This window comes from Halomonas faecis (assembly GCF_010993975.1).
Taxonomy (GTDB): Bacteria; Pseudomonadota; Gammaproteobacteria; order Pseudomonadales; family Halomonadaceae; genus Halomonas; species Halomonas faecis.
The window spans coordinates 1-16,217 of the sequence record NZ_JAACZO010000021.1; the positions used below are offsets into that span (position 1 = coordinate 1).

General features: G+C 65.3%; 22 protein-coding genes. 13 read left to right on the forward strand and 9 right to left on the reverse strand.

Going from position 1 to position 16,217, the window contains the following annotated elements:
* Positions 1-474 (reverse strand): toprim domain-containing protein (locus GFD32_RS10035; RefSeq protein WP_240455600.1); only part of this gene is annotated, 474 nt, incomplete at its 3' end.
* 455 nt (positions 475-929) lie between these two features.
* On the opposite strand from GFD32_RS10035, the gene recD2 reads away from it, so the two are divergent.
* The 10 genes from recD2 (at position 930) to GFD32_RS10085 (ending at position 7,754) form a co-directional block, all read left to right on the forward strand.
* Positions 930-3,095: an SF1B family DNA helicase RecD2 gene (recD2, locus tag GFD32_RS10040; RefSeq protein WP_163576413.1), complete on the forward strand. Its 2,166-nt coding sequence runs from the start codon at positions 930-932 to the stop codon at positions 3,093-3,095.
* Positions 3,095-3,565, forward strand: coding sequence for a hypothetical protein (locus GFD32_RS10045; RefSeq protein WP_163576414.1), 471 nt, complete (start codon positions 3,095-3,097; stop codon positions 3,563-3,565). Before recD2 ends, GFD32_RS10045 begins: the two co-directional genes overlap by 1 nt.
* Positions 3,553-3,840, forward strand: coding sequence for a hypothetical protein (locus GFD32_RS10050; protein WP_163576415.1), 288 nt, complete (start codon positions 3,553-3,555; stop codon positions 3,838-3,840). The genes GFD32_RS10045 and GFD32_RS10050 overlap by 13 nt, the downstream gene beginning before the upstream one ends.
* A gap of 77 nt (positions 3,841-3,917) precedes the next feature.
* Positions 3,918-4,949 carry a helix-turn-helix domain-containing protein gene (locus GFD32_RS10055; RefSeq protein WP_163576416.1) on the forward strand — a complete coding sequence of 344 codons (1,032 nt, stop codon included), beginning with the start codon at positions 3,918-3,920 and terminating at the stop codon, positions 4,947-4,949.
* An 11-nt stretch (positions 4,950-4,960) separates the two neighbouring features.
* Positions 4,961-5,260, forward strand: coding sequence for a hypothetical protein (locus GFD32_RS10060; RefSeq protein ID WP_163576417.1), 300 nt, complete (start codon positions 4,961-4,963; stop codon positions 5,258-5,260).
* Entirely contained in the window at positions 5,232-5,636 is a 405-nt protein-coding gene (locus tag GFD32_RS10065; RefSeq protein ID WP_163576418.1) for a hypothetical protein, read from the forward strand. Before GFD32_RS10060 ends, GFD32_RS10065 begins: the two co-directional genes overlap by 29 nt.
* 47 nt (positions 5,637-5,683) lie before the next feature.
* Positions 5,684-6,124, forward strand: coding sequence for a hypothetical protein (locus GFD32_RS10070; protein ID WP_163576419.1), 441 nt, complete (start codon positions 5,684-5,686; stop codon positions 6,122-6,124).
* A gap of 9 nt (positions 6,125-6,133) precedes the next feature.
* On the forward strand, positions 6,134-6,442 hold the full coding sequence (locus GFD32_RS10075) for a hypothetical protein (protein ID WP_163576420.1): 309 nt from the start codon (positions 6,134-6,136) through the stop codon (positions 6,440-6,442).
* A 263-nt stretch (positions 6,443-6,705) separates the two neighbouring features.
* On the forward strand, positions 6,706-7,104 hold the full coding sequence (locus GFD32_RS10080; RefSeq protein WP_163576421.1) for a hypothetical protein: 399 nt from the start codon (positions 6,706-6,708) through the stop codon (positions 7,102-7,104).
* A 134-nt stretch (positions 7,105-7,238) separates the two neighbouring features.
* Positions 7,239-7,754: a hypothetical protein gene (locus GFD32_RS10085; RefSeq protein WP_163576422.1), complete on the forward strand. Its 516-nt coding sequence runs from the start codon at positions 7,239-7,241 to the stop codon at positions 7,752-7,754.
* Positions 7,755-7,815: 61 nt separating this feature from the next.
* Here the strand turns inward: GFD32_RS10085 and GFD32_RS10090 are convergent, their stop codons facing one another.
* From GFD32_RS10090 to GFD32_RS10110, 5 genes are all read right to left on the reverse strand, one after another.
* The gene (locus GFD32_RS10090) at positions 7,816-8,310 is read right to left on the reverse strand and encodes a hypothetical protein (RefSeq protein ID WP_163576423.1); all 495 of its coding nucleotides are present in this window, start codon (positions 8,308-8,310) and stop codon (positions 7,816-7,818) included.
* Between the two features lie 36 nt (positions 8,311-8,346).
* Complete coding sequence (locus tag GFD32_RS10095; RefSeq protein WP_163576424.1) at positions 8,347-8,952, reverse strand: hypothetical protein; 606 nt, start codon at positions 8,950-8,952, stop codon at positions 8,347-8,349.
* Between the two features lie 284 nt (positions 8,953-9,236).
* Positions 9,237-10,880 carry a phosphoadenosine phosphosulfate reductase domain-containing protein gene (locus GFD32_RS10100; RefSeq protein ID WP_163576425.1) on the reverse strand — a complete coding sequence of 548 codons (1,644 nt, stop codon included), beginning with the start codon at positions 10,878-10,880 and terminating at the stop codon, positions 9,237-9,239.
* Positions 10,881-10,911: 31 nt separating this feature from the next.
* The gene (locus tag GFD32_RS10105) at positions 10,912-11,148 is read right to left on the reverse strand and encodes a hypothetical protein (protein ID WP_163576426.1); all 237 of its coding nucleotides are present in this window, start codon (positions 11,146-11,148) and stop codon (positions 10,912-10,914) included.
* Between the two features lie 38 nt (positions 11,149-11,186).
* Entirely contained in the window at positions 11,187-11,414 is a 228-nt protein-coding gene (locus tag GFD32_RS10110; RefSeq protein WP_163576427.1) for a hypothetical protein, read from the reverse strand.
* A gap of 237 nt (positions 11,415-11,651) precedes the next feature.
* Between GFD32_RS10110 and GFD32_RS10115 the strand changes: the two genes are divergently transcribed.
* The 3 genes from GFD32_RS10115 (at position 11,652) to GFD32_RS10125 (ending at position 12,498) form a co-directional block, all read left to right on the forward strand.
* Positions 11,652-11,930: a hypothetical protein gene (locus tag GFD32_RS10115; RefSeq protein WP_163576428.1), complete on the forward strand. Its 279-nt coding sequence runs from the start codon at positions 11,652-11,654 to the stop codon at positions 11,928-11,930.
* Positions 11,931-12,013: 83 nt separating this feature from the next.
* Positions 12,014-12,262 carry a helix-turn-helix domain-containing protein gene (locus GFD32_RS10120; RefSeq protein WP_163576429.1) on the forward strand — a complete coding sequence of 83 codons (249 nt, stop codon included), beginning with the start codon at positions 12,014-12,016 and terminating at the stop codon, positions 12,260-12,262.
* 20 nt (positions 12,263-12,282) lie between these two features.
* The gene (locus tag GFD32_RS10125) at positions 12,283-12,498 is read left to right on the forward strand and encodes a hypothetical protein (RefSeq protein ID WP_163576430.1); all 216 of its coding nucleotides are present in this window, start codon (positions 12,283-12,285) and stop codon (positions 12,496-12,498) included.
* Positions 12,499-12,761: 263 nt separating this feature from the next.
* On the opposite strand, the gene GFD32_RS10130 is transcribed toward GFD32_RS10125, so the two are convergent.
* The 3 genes from GFD32_RS10130 to GFD32_RS10140 are packed head-to-tail and all read right to left on the reverse strand — an operon-like array spanning position 12,762 to position 15,956.
* Positions 12,762-13,736 (reverse strand): ExeA family protein, encoded by a 975-nt coding sequence (locus GFD32_RS10130; RefSeq protein ID WP_163576431.1) that lies wholly within the window; start codon positions 13,734-13,736, stop codon positions 12,762-12,764.
* Between the two features lie 13 nt (positions 13,737-13,749).
* On the reverse strand, positions 13,750-15,384 hold the full coding sequence (locus GFD32_RS10135; protein WP_163576432.1) for a DDE-type integrase/transposase/recombinase: 1,635 nt from the start codon (positions 15,382-15,384) through the stop codon (positions 13,750-13,752).
* Positions 15,381-15,956 carry a recombinase family protein gene (locus GFD32_RS10140; protein ID WP_163576433.1) on the reverse strand — a complete coding sequence of 192 codons (576 nt, stop codon included), beginning with the start codon at positions 15,954-15,956 and terminating at the stop codon, positions 15,381-15,383. The genes GFD32_RS10135 and GFD32_RS10140 overlap by 4 nt, the downstream gene beginning before the upstream one ends.
* Positions 15,957-16,217: the final 261 nt, after the last annotated feature.

Sequence of the window (16,217 nt, forward strand, 5' to 3'; positions counted from 1 at the left end):
TAGAGCGTGACCTGTTGGCTGGTGACCGCCATACCGGCTCCCTGGTGGGTCGGGACAAGCGGTCAAGCTTAGGGCAACCGGCCACAGTAGTTGTCGTCGGCCGGCCAGAGTAATTGTCGCTCTATAGATGGCCTCCCCTTCGCGGTCGGGGTCCGTCGCCAACCACACTTCCTTGGCCTGGGAGAGTGCCTGCTTCAGGTTGCCCAGGTACTTGCGGCCTCGGTCGGTCGGCGTGTGCGGGAAGACGGTGGGCAGTGGCAGCAGGCTGCGCGGATCGCGCCAATTCGCCTCGGGCGTCAGGGTGGCGGGCTCTTCAGGCGCCAGCAGGTGCCCTGCCGCCCAGACCAGAGTGATGGCCGTCCCGTTCCAATGGCCCGTGTAGCGGTTCCCGTCACGCTTCAGCCCCAACGCGGGGGCGATCTTGTCCGCTTGATCGCTGTGCTTTTCACACAGAATGAGTGCTTGTGTCGTCATGCGTTTCTTCTGGTGTTGGTGGTTGGCCAGCGCCGGTTGTGGCGCCCGTGGTATCGACTGATGACGATACGGCGGCTTTCCATTACTCGGGGTGTTGCAAAGCTAGAAAGTGTCGTCTAGTATAGTAACACATGACAGGGCGACAGGTAGCGCCCCACCAGATTCAGCGGAGTGCGCCCGCAAGCTCCTCTCTCTCCCCTGACGCGGCTTTGGGGATGCGCATCAGCCGCCTGGTCGTCCCGCTTCGGCGGGGCTACCGGAGAGCCCACTGGGAGCCTCATGGCTTCTCTCTCACTCTCACCTCAGTGGGCTCCCCCGTAGCGGATCAGCGCTATGCAAGTCGGGCGCGGCCCGGGCGTGCTGACAGGCCACGCCGTCATGGATGAGTCTGTTCTTCCTTGCCCTTAAGCTTCGCCCGGTTCCCCACCGGGCGTTTTTTTTGGCGTGGAGGTGTGATGGAGAATAACGAGACCTTGAGCGGGACGGTGGCCGCCGTCCGCTATACCGGGGATGAGGGGTTCCAGATCCTGACGGTGCGCGATGCCCAGGAGCAGGAGGTAGTCCTGGTTGCGGTCTGCCAGCCGCTGCATGAAGGCGAGTGCGTTGAGGCCACCGGCCAATGGACGACCCACCCGCGGTTCGGCCGCCAGTTCAAGGCCGATCGCCTCGTGACCCGGGTGCCCCAGGAGGCCAAGGCTCTGCAGGCATACCTGGCCAGCGGCAAGGTGGATGGCATCGGCCCCAAGTTCGCCGCCCGGCTTGCCCGGCACTTCGGTGACGCGCTGCGCGATGCCCTCGGTGACCCTCAGGTGCTGCAGCAGGTGTCCGGCATCGGCAAGAAGAAAGCGGCGCGGATCGCCACCAGCTGGAACGAGTATCAAGAGGCGCGGGAGGCACTGATCTTCCTTCAGGGGCATGGCCTGGGTGCGTCCCGGGCCATGGCCGTCTTCCGCAAGCTGGGGGAGGAGACCATCGCCAAGGTGTCCGCCAACCCCTACCGCACCCTCCTCACCATCCGCGGTATCGGCTTTCGCATCGCCGACACCCTCGCCCTATCACTCGGCTTCGAGCCGACCCACCGGGACCGGATCAGCGCCGGGCTGCGCCATGTGGTCGATGCACGATCCGCCTCGGGGCATACCCTGGCCTCGGAGGAGGTGCTGGCCTCGGAGGGGGCGGCGCTCCTCGAGGTGCCCGTGGACCGGGTGGCTTCGGTGGTGGGAATGCTGCTGGCGCACGACAAGCTGCAGCGTGTGGACGGCGGGCTGGTGGGGTTGCCTGCCCTACTCCGAGCCGAGCAGCGGCTGGCTGAGGCCCTGCTGGCGCGGGCGGAACCCTGGGACGATGCGCGGCTGGCGCAGGTGGACGGGCAGCTGTCGGATGGCCGGGTGCTGAGTGAAGAGCAGCGTGAGGCCCTGGTGACCTGCCTCGCCTACGGGGTGGCGGTACTCACCGGGGGGCCGGGGGTCGGCAAGACCACGGTAACCCAGGTGCTGGCGCAGTCCCTGGACGACGCGGGCTACTCGCTGGCGCTGTGCGCCCCGACCGGGCGGGCGGCACGGCGCATGGCTGAGGCCACCGGGCGGGAGGCCTCCACCATTCATCGTCTGCTGGAAGCTGGCGCCAATGGCTTCGGGCGCAACGCCGAGAACCCGATCGAAGCGGACGTGGTGATCATCGATGAGGCCTCGATGGTGGACGTGGTGCTGTTCTGTGCGCTCGTCGTGGCCCTGCCGGAGCGGTGCCGGCTGTACATCATCGGGGATCAGGATCAGCTGGCCTCGGTTGGCCCGGGGAACGTGCTGCGCGATGTGATCGCCTCGGAGCGAGTGCCGGTCGCCCGGTTGACTCAGATCCGCCGGCAGGGTGAGGGCTCGCAGATCATCGTCCAGGCCCATGCCGTCAACCGCGGACAACCGCCGGAGTCGGTGCCGGGCAGTGACTTCCTGGTGGTCGAGGTGCCGGAGGATGGCGGCGCCGAGCGGGTGCTGCAGGAGGCCTTCCGTGTGGCCACCCAGGAGGTGCCGGCGCTGGGCTTTGATCCCCTGCATGACGTGCAGGTGCTGACCCCAATGCACGGTGGCCCAGTCGGCACCCGGGCGCTCAATGAGGCGTTGCGCGAGTTCCACATCCCCAATGGCCGCGGCTCGGTGACCATCAACGGCCGGCGCTGGGCGCAAGGGGACAAGGTGGTGCAGACGGAGAACGACTACCAGCGCGATGTGTTCAACGGCGACCTGGGCTACGTGACCGACGCGGACCCTGAGGAGAAGACCGTGGCGGGCCAGTTCGAGGGTCGCGAGGTGCTGTTCACCAGCGATGCCCTGGGCAAGCTGCAGCTCGCCTATGCGATGACCGGCCACAAGGCCCAGGGCTCGGAGTTCCCGGTGGTGATCCTACCGCTAGCGCGATCGCACTGGCACATGCTGGAGCGCCAGTGGCTATACACCAGCATCACCCGGGGCAAGCAGCTGGTGGTGCTGGTCGGCCACCGCTCGGCGATCAACCGGGCGGCCCGGCATGTCACCGGCCGGCGCCGGCAAACCTCGTTGCCGCTGTGGCTGCGCCAGCCACCGGCAATCACGACACACCACGTCCCTTACCAAGCAGGAGAGGCCTGATGGCTGAAATCTATGTCCCGATGGCCCGCTGGGGCCGTGACCATTGGCGGTGCCTGGCCTATGTGGAGGCCGTGGCCGTGGAGATGGCCGGCTTCCAGGTGGGCGCCGACCCACGCATGACAGCCAACCGCCGACACTTCCGTATCCTGGCCGAGCACTGCCCGCGCCCGCGACGACCGAACCACCCGCCCCGCCCGGGCCTGGTCATGCAGCCAGAGTACGCCACCCGGCTGGCCGATGGCTCGCAGCCCGATCCGGCGCATGACGACTGGTGCTGTGTTCAGGACATGGCGGCCGAGGGCCTGTTTACCGCCGGCCCCGATCGCGTGCAGCCCGGGGAGACCCTGCATCTCAGTGAGCGCGGGCTGGCGCTGGCGGCCGATCTGCGCCAGCACAAGGCAGCAGGACACCCCATCGGCGCGTTCCGTCGCGGCCAGAACAACCTCGAGGAGGCCGTATGCCCGGCTTGACCCTTCTACTGCTGGCGCTGTGGCTGGGCTTGCTCACCACCGGCCTCTACATGGTGGCCCTGCTGGTGCTGGGAAAGCGCAGCTGGCGCGATCGCAAATTCGTGAAGCACTGGATGTGGCTGTGGGCCGCCTTGCTCGTGGTCTCCACGGTGATCCACATGCGGGGGCCGCGAGAAGAACCGGCGCCCGAGCCGACACCGGCGCCAGCCCCGGTGCTGTCCGATGAGCTGGCCTCGGGGATCGTGATCCCTCGGCCGGTGACCTATTCGATGTAAGCGCGAGCGACCTCGGTTCGTCCTGGACAGGGGGAAGGTGGGGGTCGCGGTGACGAGATGATGAGGGACTGCAGGTGATGACCACGACAACTCGAGCCCACTGGAGCCACCGACTGCCTGCGCTGGCCGTGCTGCTGGGGGCGATCACATTGCTCCAGGTGCATGCCATTCAGTTCTGGATGGAGTTCGTCGGCCCTATGGGCTGGGCCTGGGCGGTGCTCCTGGAGGGCGTGGCCGTGTGGCTCTGGTCTCAGCGGCAGGCCCTGCGCCGCATGCTGGCGCTGGTGACGAGCCTGCTGGCGCTGGCCGGGCCTCTCTATGCGGTGTGTGAGCCCCTGGTCGAGGAGTGGCAGTCCGCGGGCAGCCGTGACGCCGGCCGTGAGCTGCGCATCGAACAGCTGCAGCGGGAGGCGTCCCGCCTCGAGGAGACCATCGCCACCTTCCGGGCCAACAGCGAGGCGCGGGCCGGCTGGCTTGAGCCCATCCAGGTGGCCCAGGCTCGCCTCCAGGAAGTCGACCATGAGCTGGCGGGGCTCGTCGCCCAGCCGTCCGCCCAGGCCCTGTCCTGGCGCCAGCAAGCGCTGGTGGTGATGCAGGCGCTGGCGCTGGTGATCTTCCAACTGGCGGCTGTGCTCTCGGTCACCTCACTGGCCCGGCAGCGCCAGCCGGTGCCGGCCGATCTCGGAAGTGTCAGTGCCTCCCCTATCCCTACTAGCAGACAGGTGTGCGTTGCACCTCAGGACATGGGGATGGGCGGTGCCATGGCGTCCCCCCTGGCCACCGATGAGGCGCCGTGCAACCTCGATGCCGAGCTGGGTGCGCCCAGCATGAGTGAGATGAACGATGACGACGAGCTGGCGATGGCCAAGGGCAACTTCACGTATGCCGATATTGTCGAGCTGCGAGACGCCCTGAACCAGCTGCTCGAGGAGCGCGAGATTACGCAGGCAGCCTTCTGCCGCGGCCATGGCATCTCGCCCCGGGATCTCTCGCTGCTGCAACGCCATGAAGAGCGCTGTAGCGCGGGGGAGCGAACGATCTCTGCCACCGCACTGGAGCGGCTGGCCCGGGCTCTCCGGGACACCGCCGCGGGGCGAGTCGCAACGTAGGAGGGATGGCGATGGCCACCAGACTGCAGACCGTGAATCCGTCACAGCCGCCGGCAGCGAGCGAGTCGCTGAAGAGCCGGCTGGATGCCTACTACCGCCACCGGGCTGTCATTGAGCGCGACCTCAAGCAGGCCGGCATCACCGACACCGCGCCCCTGGACCTGGCTGACCGCATCATCGAGGACGCCATGCAGTCCGCCTATGCCTGCATGCTCAGCGCACACCGCATGGCACACGCCGGGCTCGCCCAGGGCAAACATGAACACCATCGGAGGCAGCGAGATGCCGAAAATCAGTCACCGCAGGGGTGAGCTGCTGGCGTTGTCCAGCGGTGGCGCCAGCTCCTACGAATGCAGCGGGCTCTACCGCGTACTGAACGACCTCAGCCTGGGTGACCTGGCCGAGCAGTATTGCCGCCAGGCCGCCTATCGGGAGCGGACTCTGCAAGCCCTCAACAAGGGGCTGCTCTCGATCGAGGAGATCACCCTCCTCGAGGCCCAGGGGATCTACAACCACCGGGATGCCTCGGCCCAAGGTTTCGGGCACTACCTGATCAGCCGCGGCCATGTGCAGCTGGTGATGATCCACGAGGTTCACTGCGGGGCCGGGTTCTCGCCGGACCTTGTGCGCGAGTCGGCCGAAGCCCGAGCCAACACCCTCGAGCAGCTTCAGCAGAGGTCCGCATGAACGCCATTGGTGCCCACCCCACTGTGCAAGCGATACCGGGAGGCCAGATGTCCCAGCGCAGTCCCTGCCCCATGTGCGCCAGCGACCAGTCCCCTGACTACCTGAGCCGTCAGACCGAGTGGTTTCACTCGCACTGGCTGGCCTGCCAGCGCTGCGGTTACCAGACCGCCACCCACACGAGCTACGAGGATGCCGAGCGCGACTGGAACAAGGCATCGCTGGGTCGGCAGGCCGAGGAAGCCGGGCTGCTGGTGCCGGCCGTCCAGGTGTTCTCCATGCGAGACCTCGAGCTGCTGGAGTCGCTGCAGATGATGGTGCCCGAGGGTGACTGTGCGCGGACCTACCTCGTGTCCCGGGACACCCTCGAGCGCTGGAAAGAGATCGCCCGCTTGGGAAGGGATGAGGTGGATGCCTCGCTGGCGCCAGCCGTGGCCTCGGTGGAGCGCGAGATTGCCGCCCTCCTCCAGGCCCAGCAAGACAACGACTGAGGAGCCCCGATGACCCGTGACGGCTTTATCACCAACCCCAGGCTCGGCCAACCCGGCTGCCTGATCACCCCGCGGCGCCTGATCGAGCAGGCGGAAGCGCTGGCGTCCCCGGGCAGTGGGCAGCACTACGAGCTGTTCCACGCCCGTGTGGCGGGTCAGCTGCGGGAGTGGAGCGACGCCCTGGCCGACCTGGGGGATCGCGACGCTCTGCGTCTGGCCGCCGAGCGCCGTGGCTACGCCTTCGATGACGACAGCCTACGTGCGGCAGCCGAGTCCGAGAGCGACCTGTTGCGCGAGCTGCAGGCCGACATGCTGTGAGTCTGTGCCCTATCACCCCACCAGAGCGAGACACCTGAATGGCTACCTGCCTGTTTCATGTCACTGGCCCTTCACAGGCCTACCGGATCGCGGCCAGTGGCCGCTACATCCCCTTCTCCGTTGACCCGATGAACACGGACGCCTGCCTCAACCTCTTTGCCACATCCGTCCGGGGCGAGCCCGTCACGCATGCACCGGATAGGCAGCTGATGGACGGCACCGGCGCCGCCTTGGTTGTGGAGTGGTCTGGCCCCGAGGAAATCATGCGCACGTGGTCCGAGACACCGCCGCAGCGCAACGTGCTTTATCACCAGCCCTGGGATGCGCACAAAAGCGAAGATCCGCTGGCCAACCCGGGGGCCTACTACCGCAGCCTGGTGCTGGCTGGCACCGAGCAGCACCTCTCGATCGTGGGCTTCCGGCTCGATGAGGACCGGGTGAAGGAGGCCTGGATCTACGGCGTGCTGCCCGCCGAAGTGATGGGGATCTGGCGGCTGGTGCCGGAGGTGATGCGCCGGGCCATGGCGGGTTATGGCGTCCAGCGCATGGAGGCGGCGATGCTGCGTCTGGTGGGCACCGGCGGACGGCCACTGGTCGTGGAGGGGGGGAGCTGCGAGGGCGACAGCGAGACAACACCCGCTGCCGCCGAGGCCATGTCATGAACGAGCCGCGAAGCCGCTTCCCTGAAGGGCTCCGCGGCCTTGCCTGAGTTAGCTCAGGCGCACCTGAGGGCTCGTCCCTCCAATGAAAGCAGGGCGCCATGCGCCCACACAACCAGAACTGAAGGGATAACACTATGCAGAAGCGGAACCTGATTGCCATCCTGCCGGCCGCGGCGATGCTGACTCTTGCCGGTTGCGGTGGTGACAGTGCCGTGATCTCGAACCTCAAGGAGCAGACATTCCCGGCGGACTCGAGCCTGACCTACGAGCAGGCCCTGGATCGCCGTGCCGTCTGCGCCAGCACCAGCTGGGCGGTGAGCGAGGACACCCGGGGCCGCGAGGTGGTCCGGTATGAGTGCGATCTGAAGGGGGTGGACGACTTCAACGACCAGTTTGCCGCCGAGAGTGGCCTGGACCCGGATGAGCTGTCGCTGATGAGCGGCGCCATCCATGCCATCGAGTGGTTCCACAATGATGGTGAGTACCGCCTGAGCGATACCCGCATTGACCTCTACACCGATGGCGAGGTGGAGGAAGCGATCGAACTGAACCAGCGCATTTCTTTCCTCATCGCCCTCGAGGATCGCGTGGATGGTCTCCAGGGCTTGCTGGTGGCGGTCAACGAAGCGCAGACCCCCTGGGGGTGGTAAGTCTTACTCTCCAGACACCATGAGCAGCAAGGCCCCCGTTTCTGGGGGCCTTGTGCTTTGGCTAGTCATCGAGACCGCGGCGTATGGCCGTATTCGTGGGATAGCCGCTGTAATGAAACCCTGCGGTGTGACCCTCCTCATCGAACGGGGAGGCCGCGGTGATAGCTGACTGCTTCCTTTGGCTGGTATCCGGCCGATAGGCCGCGACGATCAATGACCAAACGGCGAGGAAGGCGATAAACCCCCACCCCAGCCATCCGAGCTGGCTGAGGCCAAACACCGGGAAGGTGTAGGCCAGGGTGCCCAGCATGGCGATCCAGAAGAGTGTCGCGACCCATTTGCTGTAATGAACCATCTTGGCGATGGCCAGGAAACCACAGATGAACGCGACCAGCCCCAAGATCATCGCCATCACTGTCATGCCAGTGTCGTGGCTCGAGGCAGCCCCCCAGGTGACCCACGACATGCCCCCAAAGCCGACTGCTCCGAGGATGAGCTTAATAATGAGTTCCATTCTGTTGGCCTCGCTTTCTTGTCGTAGTTGATGACTGATCATACCGGCTTTCCCCGGGCGCGGGGCACGCGAGTCGGCTCAGTCCACTGACTCCTCCAGAGCTTTCTGGATGCTTCGCTGGGCACGATTGCGCAGGAAGGGTTGGGCCTTGGTGGCGCCCTCAAGCCAGGCAGCGTAGTTGTCGAGCAGATCCACTGCACCGTCAGAGTCGGTCTCCAGGTCGGCGATGATGGCGCATACCGCGAGCGTCTGGCCAAGCGAGCTGGCCTGAGTCACGGCCGCCCTCTCCTGCGCCAGCATCTCCTCGATGCTGTTTACCTCCCCCTTCGCTTCGCCTGGCGCCGCGGCGAGGACCAGATCCGCGATCGCATCGCCGAACACCCGACGGATGCCCTCCCCGGTTACCGCCGTTTGCTCAATAGCCGGCAGGAGCCAGGCGACCGCTCGGGTTTCGGGCGTCGAAAGGTTCGCCATCTCCAGAAGCTGGAGCATCACCTTGGTTGGGCTCGGGGGCAGCTTTGGCGGCATGAGACCGGCAAATGCCAGTACAGCCTGCTCAGCAGGGCTGATGGTGCTGTGAGGGAGATCGGGATGCCCAGGGCATAGTTCTGAGCCATCGCACGCTCCGAGGCTGTACAGGCGGGCATGGAGGTCTACGGGGATGGTATCGCTCAACAATGTCACTGTGGTTTCTCCATGTGGTGTCACGCTCAGATTATCGGGAGGTGACGACTGTGGAAGGGCCTTTTTGTGAGTCTGGGTAACCCTGCTGCAGGAGGCCCTTCACGGCGGCGAGGTTGTTTCGCATGCGAAACACGAACTCCCTTGCCAGGGGGTGATGGGTAGGCCTTCGCAGCACGAGCCCAGTGCAGGTGAAAGCACGTGTCTTCATGGCGGCTACGGGGCGACAGGTGTTGTTTCGCATGCGGAACACAGGCCCCGGTCTCCCGAGGCCTGCCAGGGTGGGCTTAGCCCACCATCTCCAGCTGGAACTCGTTGCTGGCCAGCTCGGGGCGACCACCGTGGTAGGCCCACTGCATGACGCCTTCCTCGCGCAGCCTGACCACGGCGGTGAGGCGGCGGTCCAGCTCAGCCCGACGAGTCGCCGGGATGCTGACGACCCCGCGGATGAGCAGTGAGTTGGCCACGGCTTCCGGGGAGCCCTCGACACGCTCTGCCAGCTGGTCGCCCTCGATGCTCAGCATTTCCATGGCGCCCTCGGGGTCGACCTCGAGGCGGGGGCCGGCGCTGCCGCTGATGCCGGCGTTGGCCATGAGCGGGGTCACCAGAGAGCCCAAGGTCTCCCCTGCCAGGGGGTGCAGGGACTGGCCGCCGGCCTGTGCGGGTTGCGCGGTGCTGGCGCTAGGGATCGGGTAGCGCTTGCCCTGGTGGTGGACTTCGATCCAGGCGCGGGTGGCCTCCCAGGGACGCAGCTGGAGCCCACGGATCGCCCAGGACCACTCGATGGCGACCAGCTCCTGAGGGGTGATGATCTGGAAGGCCGGGGCCTCGGAGCGCTCCATCTCCTCGGCGTCGATGGTCAGGCAGGCCCGCAGCAGGTTCAGCAGTACCTCACCGCTGTAGCCGGCGGCGCTGACGTTGATGGCGCCGCTATCCTTGATGTCGGTGCCGATGAAGTTCCGGGCCGCCACGTCATGGCGCAGGGTGACGATGTACTGGCGCAGCGCCAGCAGGGGCTCCATCTCGGGGTGGTCCTTGGCCATGTTGGTCAGGCTCTCGTCGGACTTCCCAGCGTAGGGGCACGTCCAGCAGCCGGTGCGTGCCCCGCACGGGGTCCGCTTGCCGCTGTCGCCCACGATCGAGCACTCACCATTGGCGCTGTTGTAGACCTCGAGCACATCCGCCAGGGTGGCGGCGTAGCTGGGGAAAGGCCCTCCCTGTCCAAGGGGCTGGGCGAACAGGATGTAGTCCCAGACATCGCTGGTGGTCCAGTCCGCGATCGGGTAGGCCAGGAGGCGACCCTGGTGCTCAACCACGCTGCTGGCGGCGCCCTGGTCCTGCATGTTGGCGGCACGACGAGCGGACTCCTCGAATCGGCTGCCGAGCAGAGTGACCTGCCGCACTCCCTTGGGAAGGGACTTGGCGTGCTGGCGCTTGAGCGTGTCGATCGGCTTGATCTTCCAGTCCACGGAGCAGTATTGGCTCTGCCCTTCGCTGGGCCAGGCCATTTGCCGGCGACCGCCCAGGACGCTTACCTGCCAGCTCTCGGCCAGGCTCGGCATCGCCCAATTCGCCTGGAGCGGGATCGCATGCGTGCGGCCGAAGGCCCGCATGGCGCCCAGGTGCTGGCCCACGTGGCGCTCGATCACGGGGTTCTCAATGCCGGTGTTGGAGGTTGCGACAAGGTGCTCGACATCGGCCGGCAGGCGGCCTTCCTGCGCCAGCTCGGCCAGGGCAGCCAGCGCCAGGCTGGCCACCACGGTCGAGTCCTTGCCACCTGAATAGGCGACCAAGAGGGAGGTCGGTTGCTCCATGACGATCGCCTTGAGTTGATCGATCGCGTGCCGGACCCGCTCGGGCAGCGGCTGTGCCGCTGCCTCGAGGGCGGTCGGAGTGGCTGTCTCGGTGTCAAGGTTGATCGCCAGGTTCATGGTTCGCTTCCCCTTGTCGCTCGTTGTTCTGTTAGGCCTGGGGGCCTTCAAAGACTTGCCCGACCAACTGGGCGCCCTCGGCGGTGTATTCGATGACTCCGCACTTCTCACCAGCTGTGAGCCGCTTGGCCATTTTCTCGGCTTCGATCTCGGCGCGTTCCTTGACCGGGTAGGTCTGGGTGCTGATAGGCATCCATTGGCTGCCCGGCTCGCTGTGGATGGAGAAGCCGGCGACGACATAGAGCGGATGCATGATGTTCAGGGTCATGATGTGTTCCTCGTGCTGGTGGTTGTCGTCTGGGGTGGTTAAAGGCGCTTCACGATGTCGTTGGCCGTCTCGGACGTGGCCATGATCCGGCCCGTCTTGTGCCACCGTTCGGCGATGCCGGAGCTGGCGTACTGGCCGACACAGTTGAAGTCATGCCGGGCTGAAACCCGCTCAACCATGACGCGCTCACCGCCACGAGTGAGGTATTCACCGGGCTCATTCACGATGGCCGGGAGGGAGAACAGAGGGATGAAGTAGGTCGTCATCTGATGTCTTCCTGTGCTGGGTTTCTGCGGTGGAGGCCCCTCCACCTGATGACTACCATTTTAGTGTGCTTTGCACACTTTTTCAATCACAGCGCACACTTTTTCTTCTTCATTCTGTGGGGCTGAGGGTGGCTCCAAATATGAGAGATGGGCTTTTGTTGCCTCATGGTTATCTTGAAATGGTGTGCTTTGCACATTATGATGAACGTCATGACTGGCCCCGCGATGGGAGGAGATATGTCCAACGACACGATGCGCCAGCGCCAGCTGGCAGAGATCAGAGGCCATGCCGAGATTCAGCGCCTCATCCGCGACAATGAAGAGGTGGCCCTGCTGGAGCCCTGGAGCGCGGTGGAGATCCATCAAGCGGTGGCCCACTTGCTGGACCTGGAGCTGGACCTCAAAGACTGTGCGCTGTTTGCCGAGCTGGAGGCCTTTTTCAACGCGCCGCTGGCGCCAGAGCAGACTCTCAGCGCTCTCGAGCGGGCGCGAGCGAGGTGGGGCCTCGAGGCCTAGTCGATCAGCGTGGCGGCGGGCGCCGCCGATCCCCTATAAGAGTCACCGCTGGCGCGGCTGGCGGTTTGATGTGAGAGACACGAATGAGCCAACCCGACACATCCAATAACGAGGCCCTGCGCCAGCTGATGGAGCGCCATGGCCTGAAGCAGGAGCACGTGGCAACGCTTACCGGCTACAGCGTGGAGACCGTGAAGGGGTGGTTCGCCGCCCCAGAGTCGACCCGCTTCCGCATGGTCAGGAAGCCGGTGCTGGAGTCCGTGCGCCGAGCCATCGAGCTGGGCGAGCACTACAACCTGGAGGGGGTGAAGATCCCCAAGCCGAAGACCTGAGCCCAGGGAAGCCCTCGGGCATGAACAAGAGCAAAGGAGTCGACATCATGGGAGCGGCGATCGCGCAGTACCGGTCCATGCCAGAGGAAGAGTTGCGGCGAGAGTGCATTCGCCTGGCTCGGCTCGCTGCTCGTCTGGAGAAGGGAAAAGCTGAGGCGATTGCCCAGCGCGATCAATGGTTTCGAGAGCGCGAAATCGCTCTGGACGAGAACGAGAAATTGCTCCGGGGAGCTTAGCGCCATCGAAATGGGAGTTCGGGCTTGAATGTCAGCTGGCCAGCAGGTCCAGGGCGTAGCTGTATCATGCCGAAGCTAGCTGTAGCGGCTCGCAAACGTGACTGCCCTCGGCGCGCAATGTTGCCCGCGTTCGGCTCACGCTCTGTGCCACTGGCCTCCGCCGTCGATTCGGTTTATCTGCAACTCGGCTTGCATTCACCGATGCGCGCTCGCAATAGCCACACAGGGCACATGCTCTGTGCAAATACCTCGCCCGCCCGCCGCTATATTACCGGCAGGCCCACGGTCAACATCTGCTCGTGCAGTTCCTGGGCGCGTACGGCGTCCACGTCGCCGCTGAGCAGCGAGCGGGCTTCCTTTGGCTTGATATTGAGCAGGGTTGACAGCGCCTTCACATCGTAGCCATTGCGCGTCAGCGTGGCTTCCCAGTTCGACAGGTGGCCGGACAGCACCGACTCGGCCACGGCGAGGGTGACGGGCTTCTCGCCGACCTGGAAACCGGCCTCAAAGGCAAGTCCCAGGTGCTGCTCGATTTGCAGGGGCGTGGTCAGCCGCTCGGCCAGCAGCTCGCATGCCTCCGGCTCAATAACGTCCGCGGGCGCCACGCCCTCCTTGACGCACTGGCCGAGGAGCCAGTCGATGTAGTCACGGCCACACCCGGCGAGGCCTTCCAAGGTGAAGATGGTGGCGCGGTAGCCGATCTCCTCCAGCGTGGGCCGGCGCAGATCGTTCTTGAGCTTCGGGTGCCCGGCCAGCACCACGGCCAAGCTCCCGCCGCCGTCCTGCACCACCTCGATGAGCCGCTTGAGGCCACGTAGGGTGTGTCCATGCAGGTCATGGGCTTCGTCCACGAATAGAGCCACCGGCTTGCGTCCCTGCTTGATGAGTTCCTGCAGGGCGCGCTCGCGCTTCTCCCCCTGGGTGGGAATCTTGATGTCCTTCTTGGGGGAGAGGTCGAAGAACAACGCCGTGATGAGCGTCCCCAGGTTGACCCGCTCCTTGTCCACGGAGAGCGACTTGGCCACGATGATCTTGCCCTCCTCGGCTAGCACATCCTGAATGCGCCGCAGCGTCACGGTCTTTCCGCTGCCGACGATCCCGGACAGCGCAACCAGGCCGCCGGAGCGAATCGTGGCCCTCATATCCTTGAAGAGCTGCCGGTGGTGGTCGGTCTGGAAGTAGCCGGCGTTGCGGAACTCCCGCTCCAGCCCGTAGTAATCCATTACGTCGCTCAGCATGTCCGTGTCCTCGTTAGCGTTTGAAGTGTCGGCGGATGCGGTCGGTGATCTCGCGCTTGGCCAGAGTCTCGGCCACCAGGTCCTCGATGAACGCGCAGTCGTCCTGAGGGAGGCGCGCAAGCGGTTGACACAGGAACTCCGCGATGGCCTTCTTGGCCGTTATTGCATTGGGAAAACGTAGCTCCTGGAACGGATCGGGGTCCCGGAACGGTCGCGCCGGCACCGGCTCGGGCGATGGGACAGGGCGCGGTAAGGCGGCCGGCGTGCTGTGCCCATCCAGCGCAGCGCGCGGCAGACCAAGCTGTGCGGCCAGCTCCTCAATGCGATCCGCGCGCTTCTCGGTGCGGGTCTTCTTGAACTTGCGATAGCGATGCAGCGGGATCGGCCCGCCGACCGGGAAGTAGGGTCCGTGCCGATGCTGGCCATGCTCCACGTACAGTTCGTTGTCGAAGATACCCCACCACAGAATGACCTGCTCGCCGGCAAGATCCGCATCGACCTCGTAGGCGACGCCATCCACGGCAACGCGAGCATCTGGCCCTACCCTGCGCCGCTCCGGCTCCCGCGCAAAGGTGCAGAACCGCTCCCAGCTGCACATCTGTTGCACGCCGGCCTCGGGCAGGTTCCTCAGCCAGTCCTCGATGCGCGAATGTGGCTCGGTCCGGTGCGGCTTACCGTTGTAGTGGAGCAGGTACTGCAGCAGCCACCGGTTTGCTTCTTCCTCAGTTTCCGGCTGATGGAAGTGGTACAGAACCTCATGCGCCTCCTTAACGGTGCGGAACGGCCGCTCGACCTTACCCTTGGAACGAGCGGTGATCCGCCGCCCATCCTTGCCGGCCGGCAAATGGGTGCGGACCTGGACGCCCAGGTAGTCCATGACGTGCTGAAACACACGGCTCTTGGCGATGGGGCCGTTGTCCGTGTAAATCATCGTGGGGATGCCCTGGAACGGGAAGTGGTCCGCCTTGGGCGCCATGGCGTTGAACAGAAACCGCAGCCCCGACTCGGCGTCCTCGCCGTATACGCAGCGGTATTCCTGGTAGCAGGCTCCGCTGCGGTCATCCACCACGCTGAAGAGCATCAGGGTCGGCTCGCTGCGGCCGTCCTCGATCCACGGAGGCTTCTTGATGTGCTTGAGATCCGATGGGCTCATGTCGAAGTGCCAGCACTCGTTGCTGTGCCGGGCCTGAAAACGCACCGCCGGCGGCTGGGCGGCGAAGCGCAACCGGTCATACCCCCAGCCCTTTAGATACCGGTTCACCGACGCCTTGGTCAGTAGCCCAGGCGGTGGCTTGAGAAACCCCTGAGGCGTATCCACCCCGAACTGCTCCAGCAGTTCTATGGCGCGCACCGTGGAGAGGTGGCGTCCTTGCTTGTTGGTGGTCCTCACCTTCAGCGCCGCGATCACCTCGCAGTAGCGCTCCATCTCCTCGACCGGCATCTTTCGGGTCTTCCCGCAGTCGGCGCGGCGCAGTGCCTTGGGACGCATCCGCTCGCGCAGCGCACGGTAGACCGTGGCCGTCGATACCCCGTAGAGACCGGCAGTCTCTTCCACCAGGCAGCGACGCTCGGCGCTGCGGGCAGGCAGCGCGTCCAGGCGGCGCCGCAGGCTCAGGACGGCCTCGCCCGGTAGCGCCTTGCGCTTCACGAGGCCGCCTCTTCCAAGTAGCTATAGAACGTGCTGCGGGAGATGCCGAGCAGGCTGCAGATGTCCTTCACGGTGCGCTTGGTGGTCCCGTCGGTGTTGCGCTCGTGGTAGAGCTGCACGGCCAGCGCCCGCTTGTCCGCATCCAGCGCCTTCGGCCGGCCGCCCTTGCGGCCGCGGGCGCGAGCCGCAAGGAGCCCCGCCTGGGTACGCTCCCGAATCAGATTGCGCTCGAACTCGGCAAGCGCGCCGAAGATATGGAAGACCAGCTTTCCGCCGCTGGTCGTCGTGTCGATGGCCTCCTGCAGGCAGCGAAGGCCAACGCCGGCGTCATCCAGGCGCGTGGCCAGGTCGATGAGGTCCTTCAGGGACCGACCGAGCCGGTCCAGACGCCAGACCACCAGCACGTCGCCGGCGCGGGCGAACTCAAGCGCCGCCGATAGACCCGGCCGCTGCGCTTTGGCGCCACTCATGCGGTCCTCAAACGCTTTTTCGCACCCGGCCTTGGCCAAGGCATCGTGCTGGAGGTGGAGGTTTTGGTCGTCGGTGGAGATGCGGGCGTAGCCGATGTGCATGGGGATGGCTCTCTGTGTCCAGGAAGTCGCTACGCCTAAGGGTATCTAAACGTTGTTTTCTGTACTGGGTTCTCGCACAAGTTCCGTGAGCTGATGGGGTCTGGGCACCCGCACTTCAACCCGTGTGCAGAAAAGGCTATGTTGGTATCTGCTGTTGGCGTGCTTCAAAAATACTGTATAAACTACTGTATATGCAGTTTGCCTCTGGAGCACACCATGAAGCAAGCAGACCTCATAGCCCTTGAGCAGACCCTGGCTTCT

What these genes read in the sequence shown, in the direction of transcription:
- recD2 (WP_163576413.1), top strand. Translation starts at nt 930, where the DNA reads ATGGAGAATAACGAGACCTTGAGCGGGACGGTGGCCGCCGTCCGCTAT.
- GFD32_RS10045 (WP_163576414.1), top strand. Translation starts at nt 3,095, where the DNA reads ATGGCTGAAATCTATGTCCCGATGGCCCGCTGGGGCCGTGACCATTGG.
- GFD32_RS10050 (WP_163576415.1), top strand. Translation starts at nt 3,553, where the DNA reads ATGCCCGGCTTGACCCTTCTACTGCTGGCGCTGTGGCTGGGCTTGCTC.
- GFD32_RS10055 (WP_163576416.1), top strand. Translation starts at nt 3,918, where the DNA reads ATGACCACGACAACTCGAGCCCACTGGAGCCACCGACTGCCTGCGCTG.
- GFD32_RS10060 (WP_163576417.1), top strand. Translation starts at nt 4,961, where the DNA reads ATGGCCACCAGACTGCAGACCGTGAATCCGTCACAGCCGCCGGCAGCG.
- GFD32_RS10065 (WP_163576418.1), top strand. Translation starts at nt 5,232, where the DNA reads ATGCCGAAAATCAGTCACCGCAGGGGTGAGCTGCTGGCGTTGTCCAGC.
- GFD32_RS10070 (WP_163576419.1), top strand. Translation starts at nt 5,684, where the DNA reads ATGTCCCAGCGCAGTCCCTGCCCCATGTGCGCCAGCGACCAGTCCCCT.
- GFD32_RS10075 (WP_163576420.1), top strand. Translation starts at nt 6,134, where the DNA reads ATGACCCGTGACGGCTTTATCACCAACCCCAGGCTCGGCCAACCCGGC.
- GFD32_RS10080 (WP_163576421.1), top strand. Translation starts at nt 6,706, where the DNA reads ATGCGCACGTGGTCCGAGACACCGCCGCAGCGCAACGTGCTTTATCAC.
- GFD32_RS10085 (WP_163576422.1), top strand. Translation starts at nt 7,239, where the DNA reads ATGCAGAAGCGGAACCTGATTGCCATCCTGCCGGCCGCGGCGATGCTG.
- GFD32_RS10090 (WP_163576423.1), bottom strand. Translation starts at nt 8,310, where the DNA reads ATGATCAGTCATCAACTACGACAAGAAAGCGAGGCCAACAGAATGGAA.
- GFD32_RS10100 (WP_163576425.1), bottom strand. Translation starts at nt 10,880, where the DNA reads ATGAACCTGGCGATCAACCTTGACACCGAGACAGCCACTCCGACCGCC.
- GFD32_RS10105 (WP_163576426.1), bottom strand. Translation starts at nt 11,148, where the DNA reads ATGACCCTGAACATCATGCATCCGCTCTATGTCGTCGCCGGCTTCTCC.
- GFD32_RS10110 (WP_163576427.1), bottom strand. Translation starts at nt 11,414, where the DNA reads ATGACGACCTACTTCATCCCTCTGTTCTCCCTCCCGGCCATCGTGAAT.
- GFD32_RS10115 (WP_163576428.1), top strand. Translation starts at nt 11,652, where the DNA reads ATGTCCAACGACACGATGCGCCAGCGCCAGCTGGCAGAGATCAGAGGC.
- GFD32_RS10120 (WP_163576429.1), top strand. Translation starts at nt 12,014, where the DNA reads ATGAGCCAACCCGACACATCCAATAACGAGGCCCTGCGCCAGCTGATG.
- GFD32_RS10125 (WP_163576430.1), top strand. Translation starts at nt 12,283, where the DNA reads ATGAACAAGAGCAAAGGAGTCGACATCATGGGAGCGGCGATCGCGCAG.
- GFD32_RS10130 (WP_163576431.1), bottom strand. Translation starts at nt 13,736, where the DNA reads ATGCTGAGCGACGTAATGGATTACTACGGGCTGGAGCGGGAGTTCCGC.
- GFD32_RS10140 (WP_163576433.1), bottom strand. Translation starts at nt 15,956, where the DNA reads ATGCACATCGGCTACGCCCGCATCTCCACCGACGACCAAAACCTCCAC.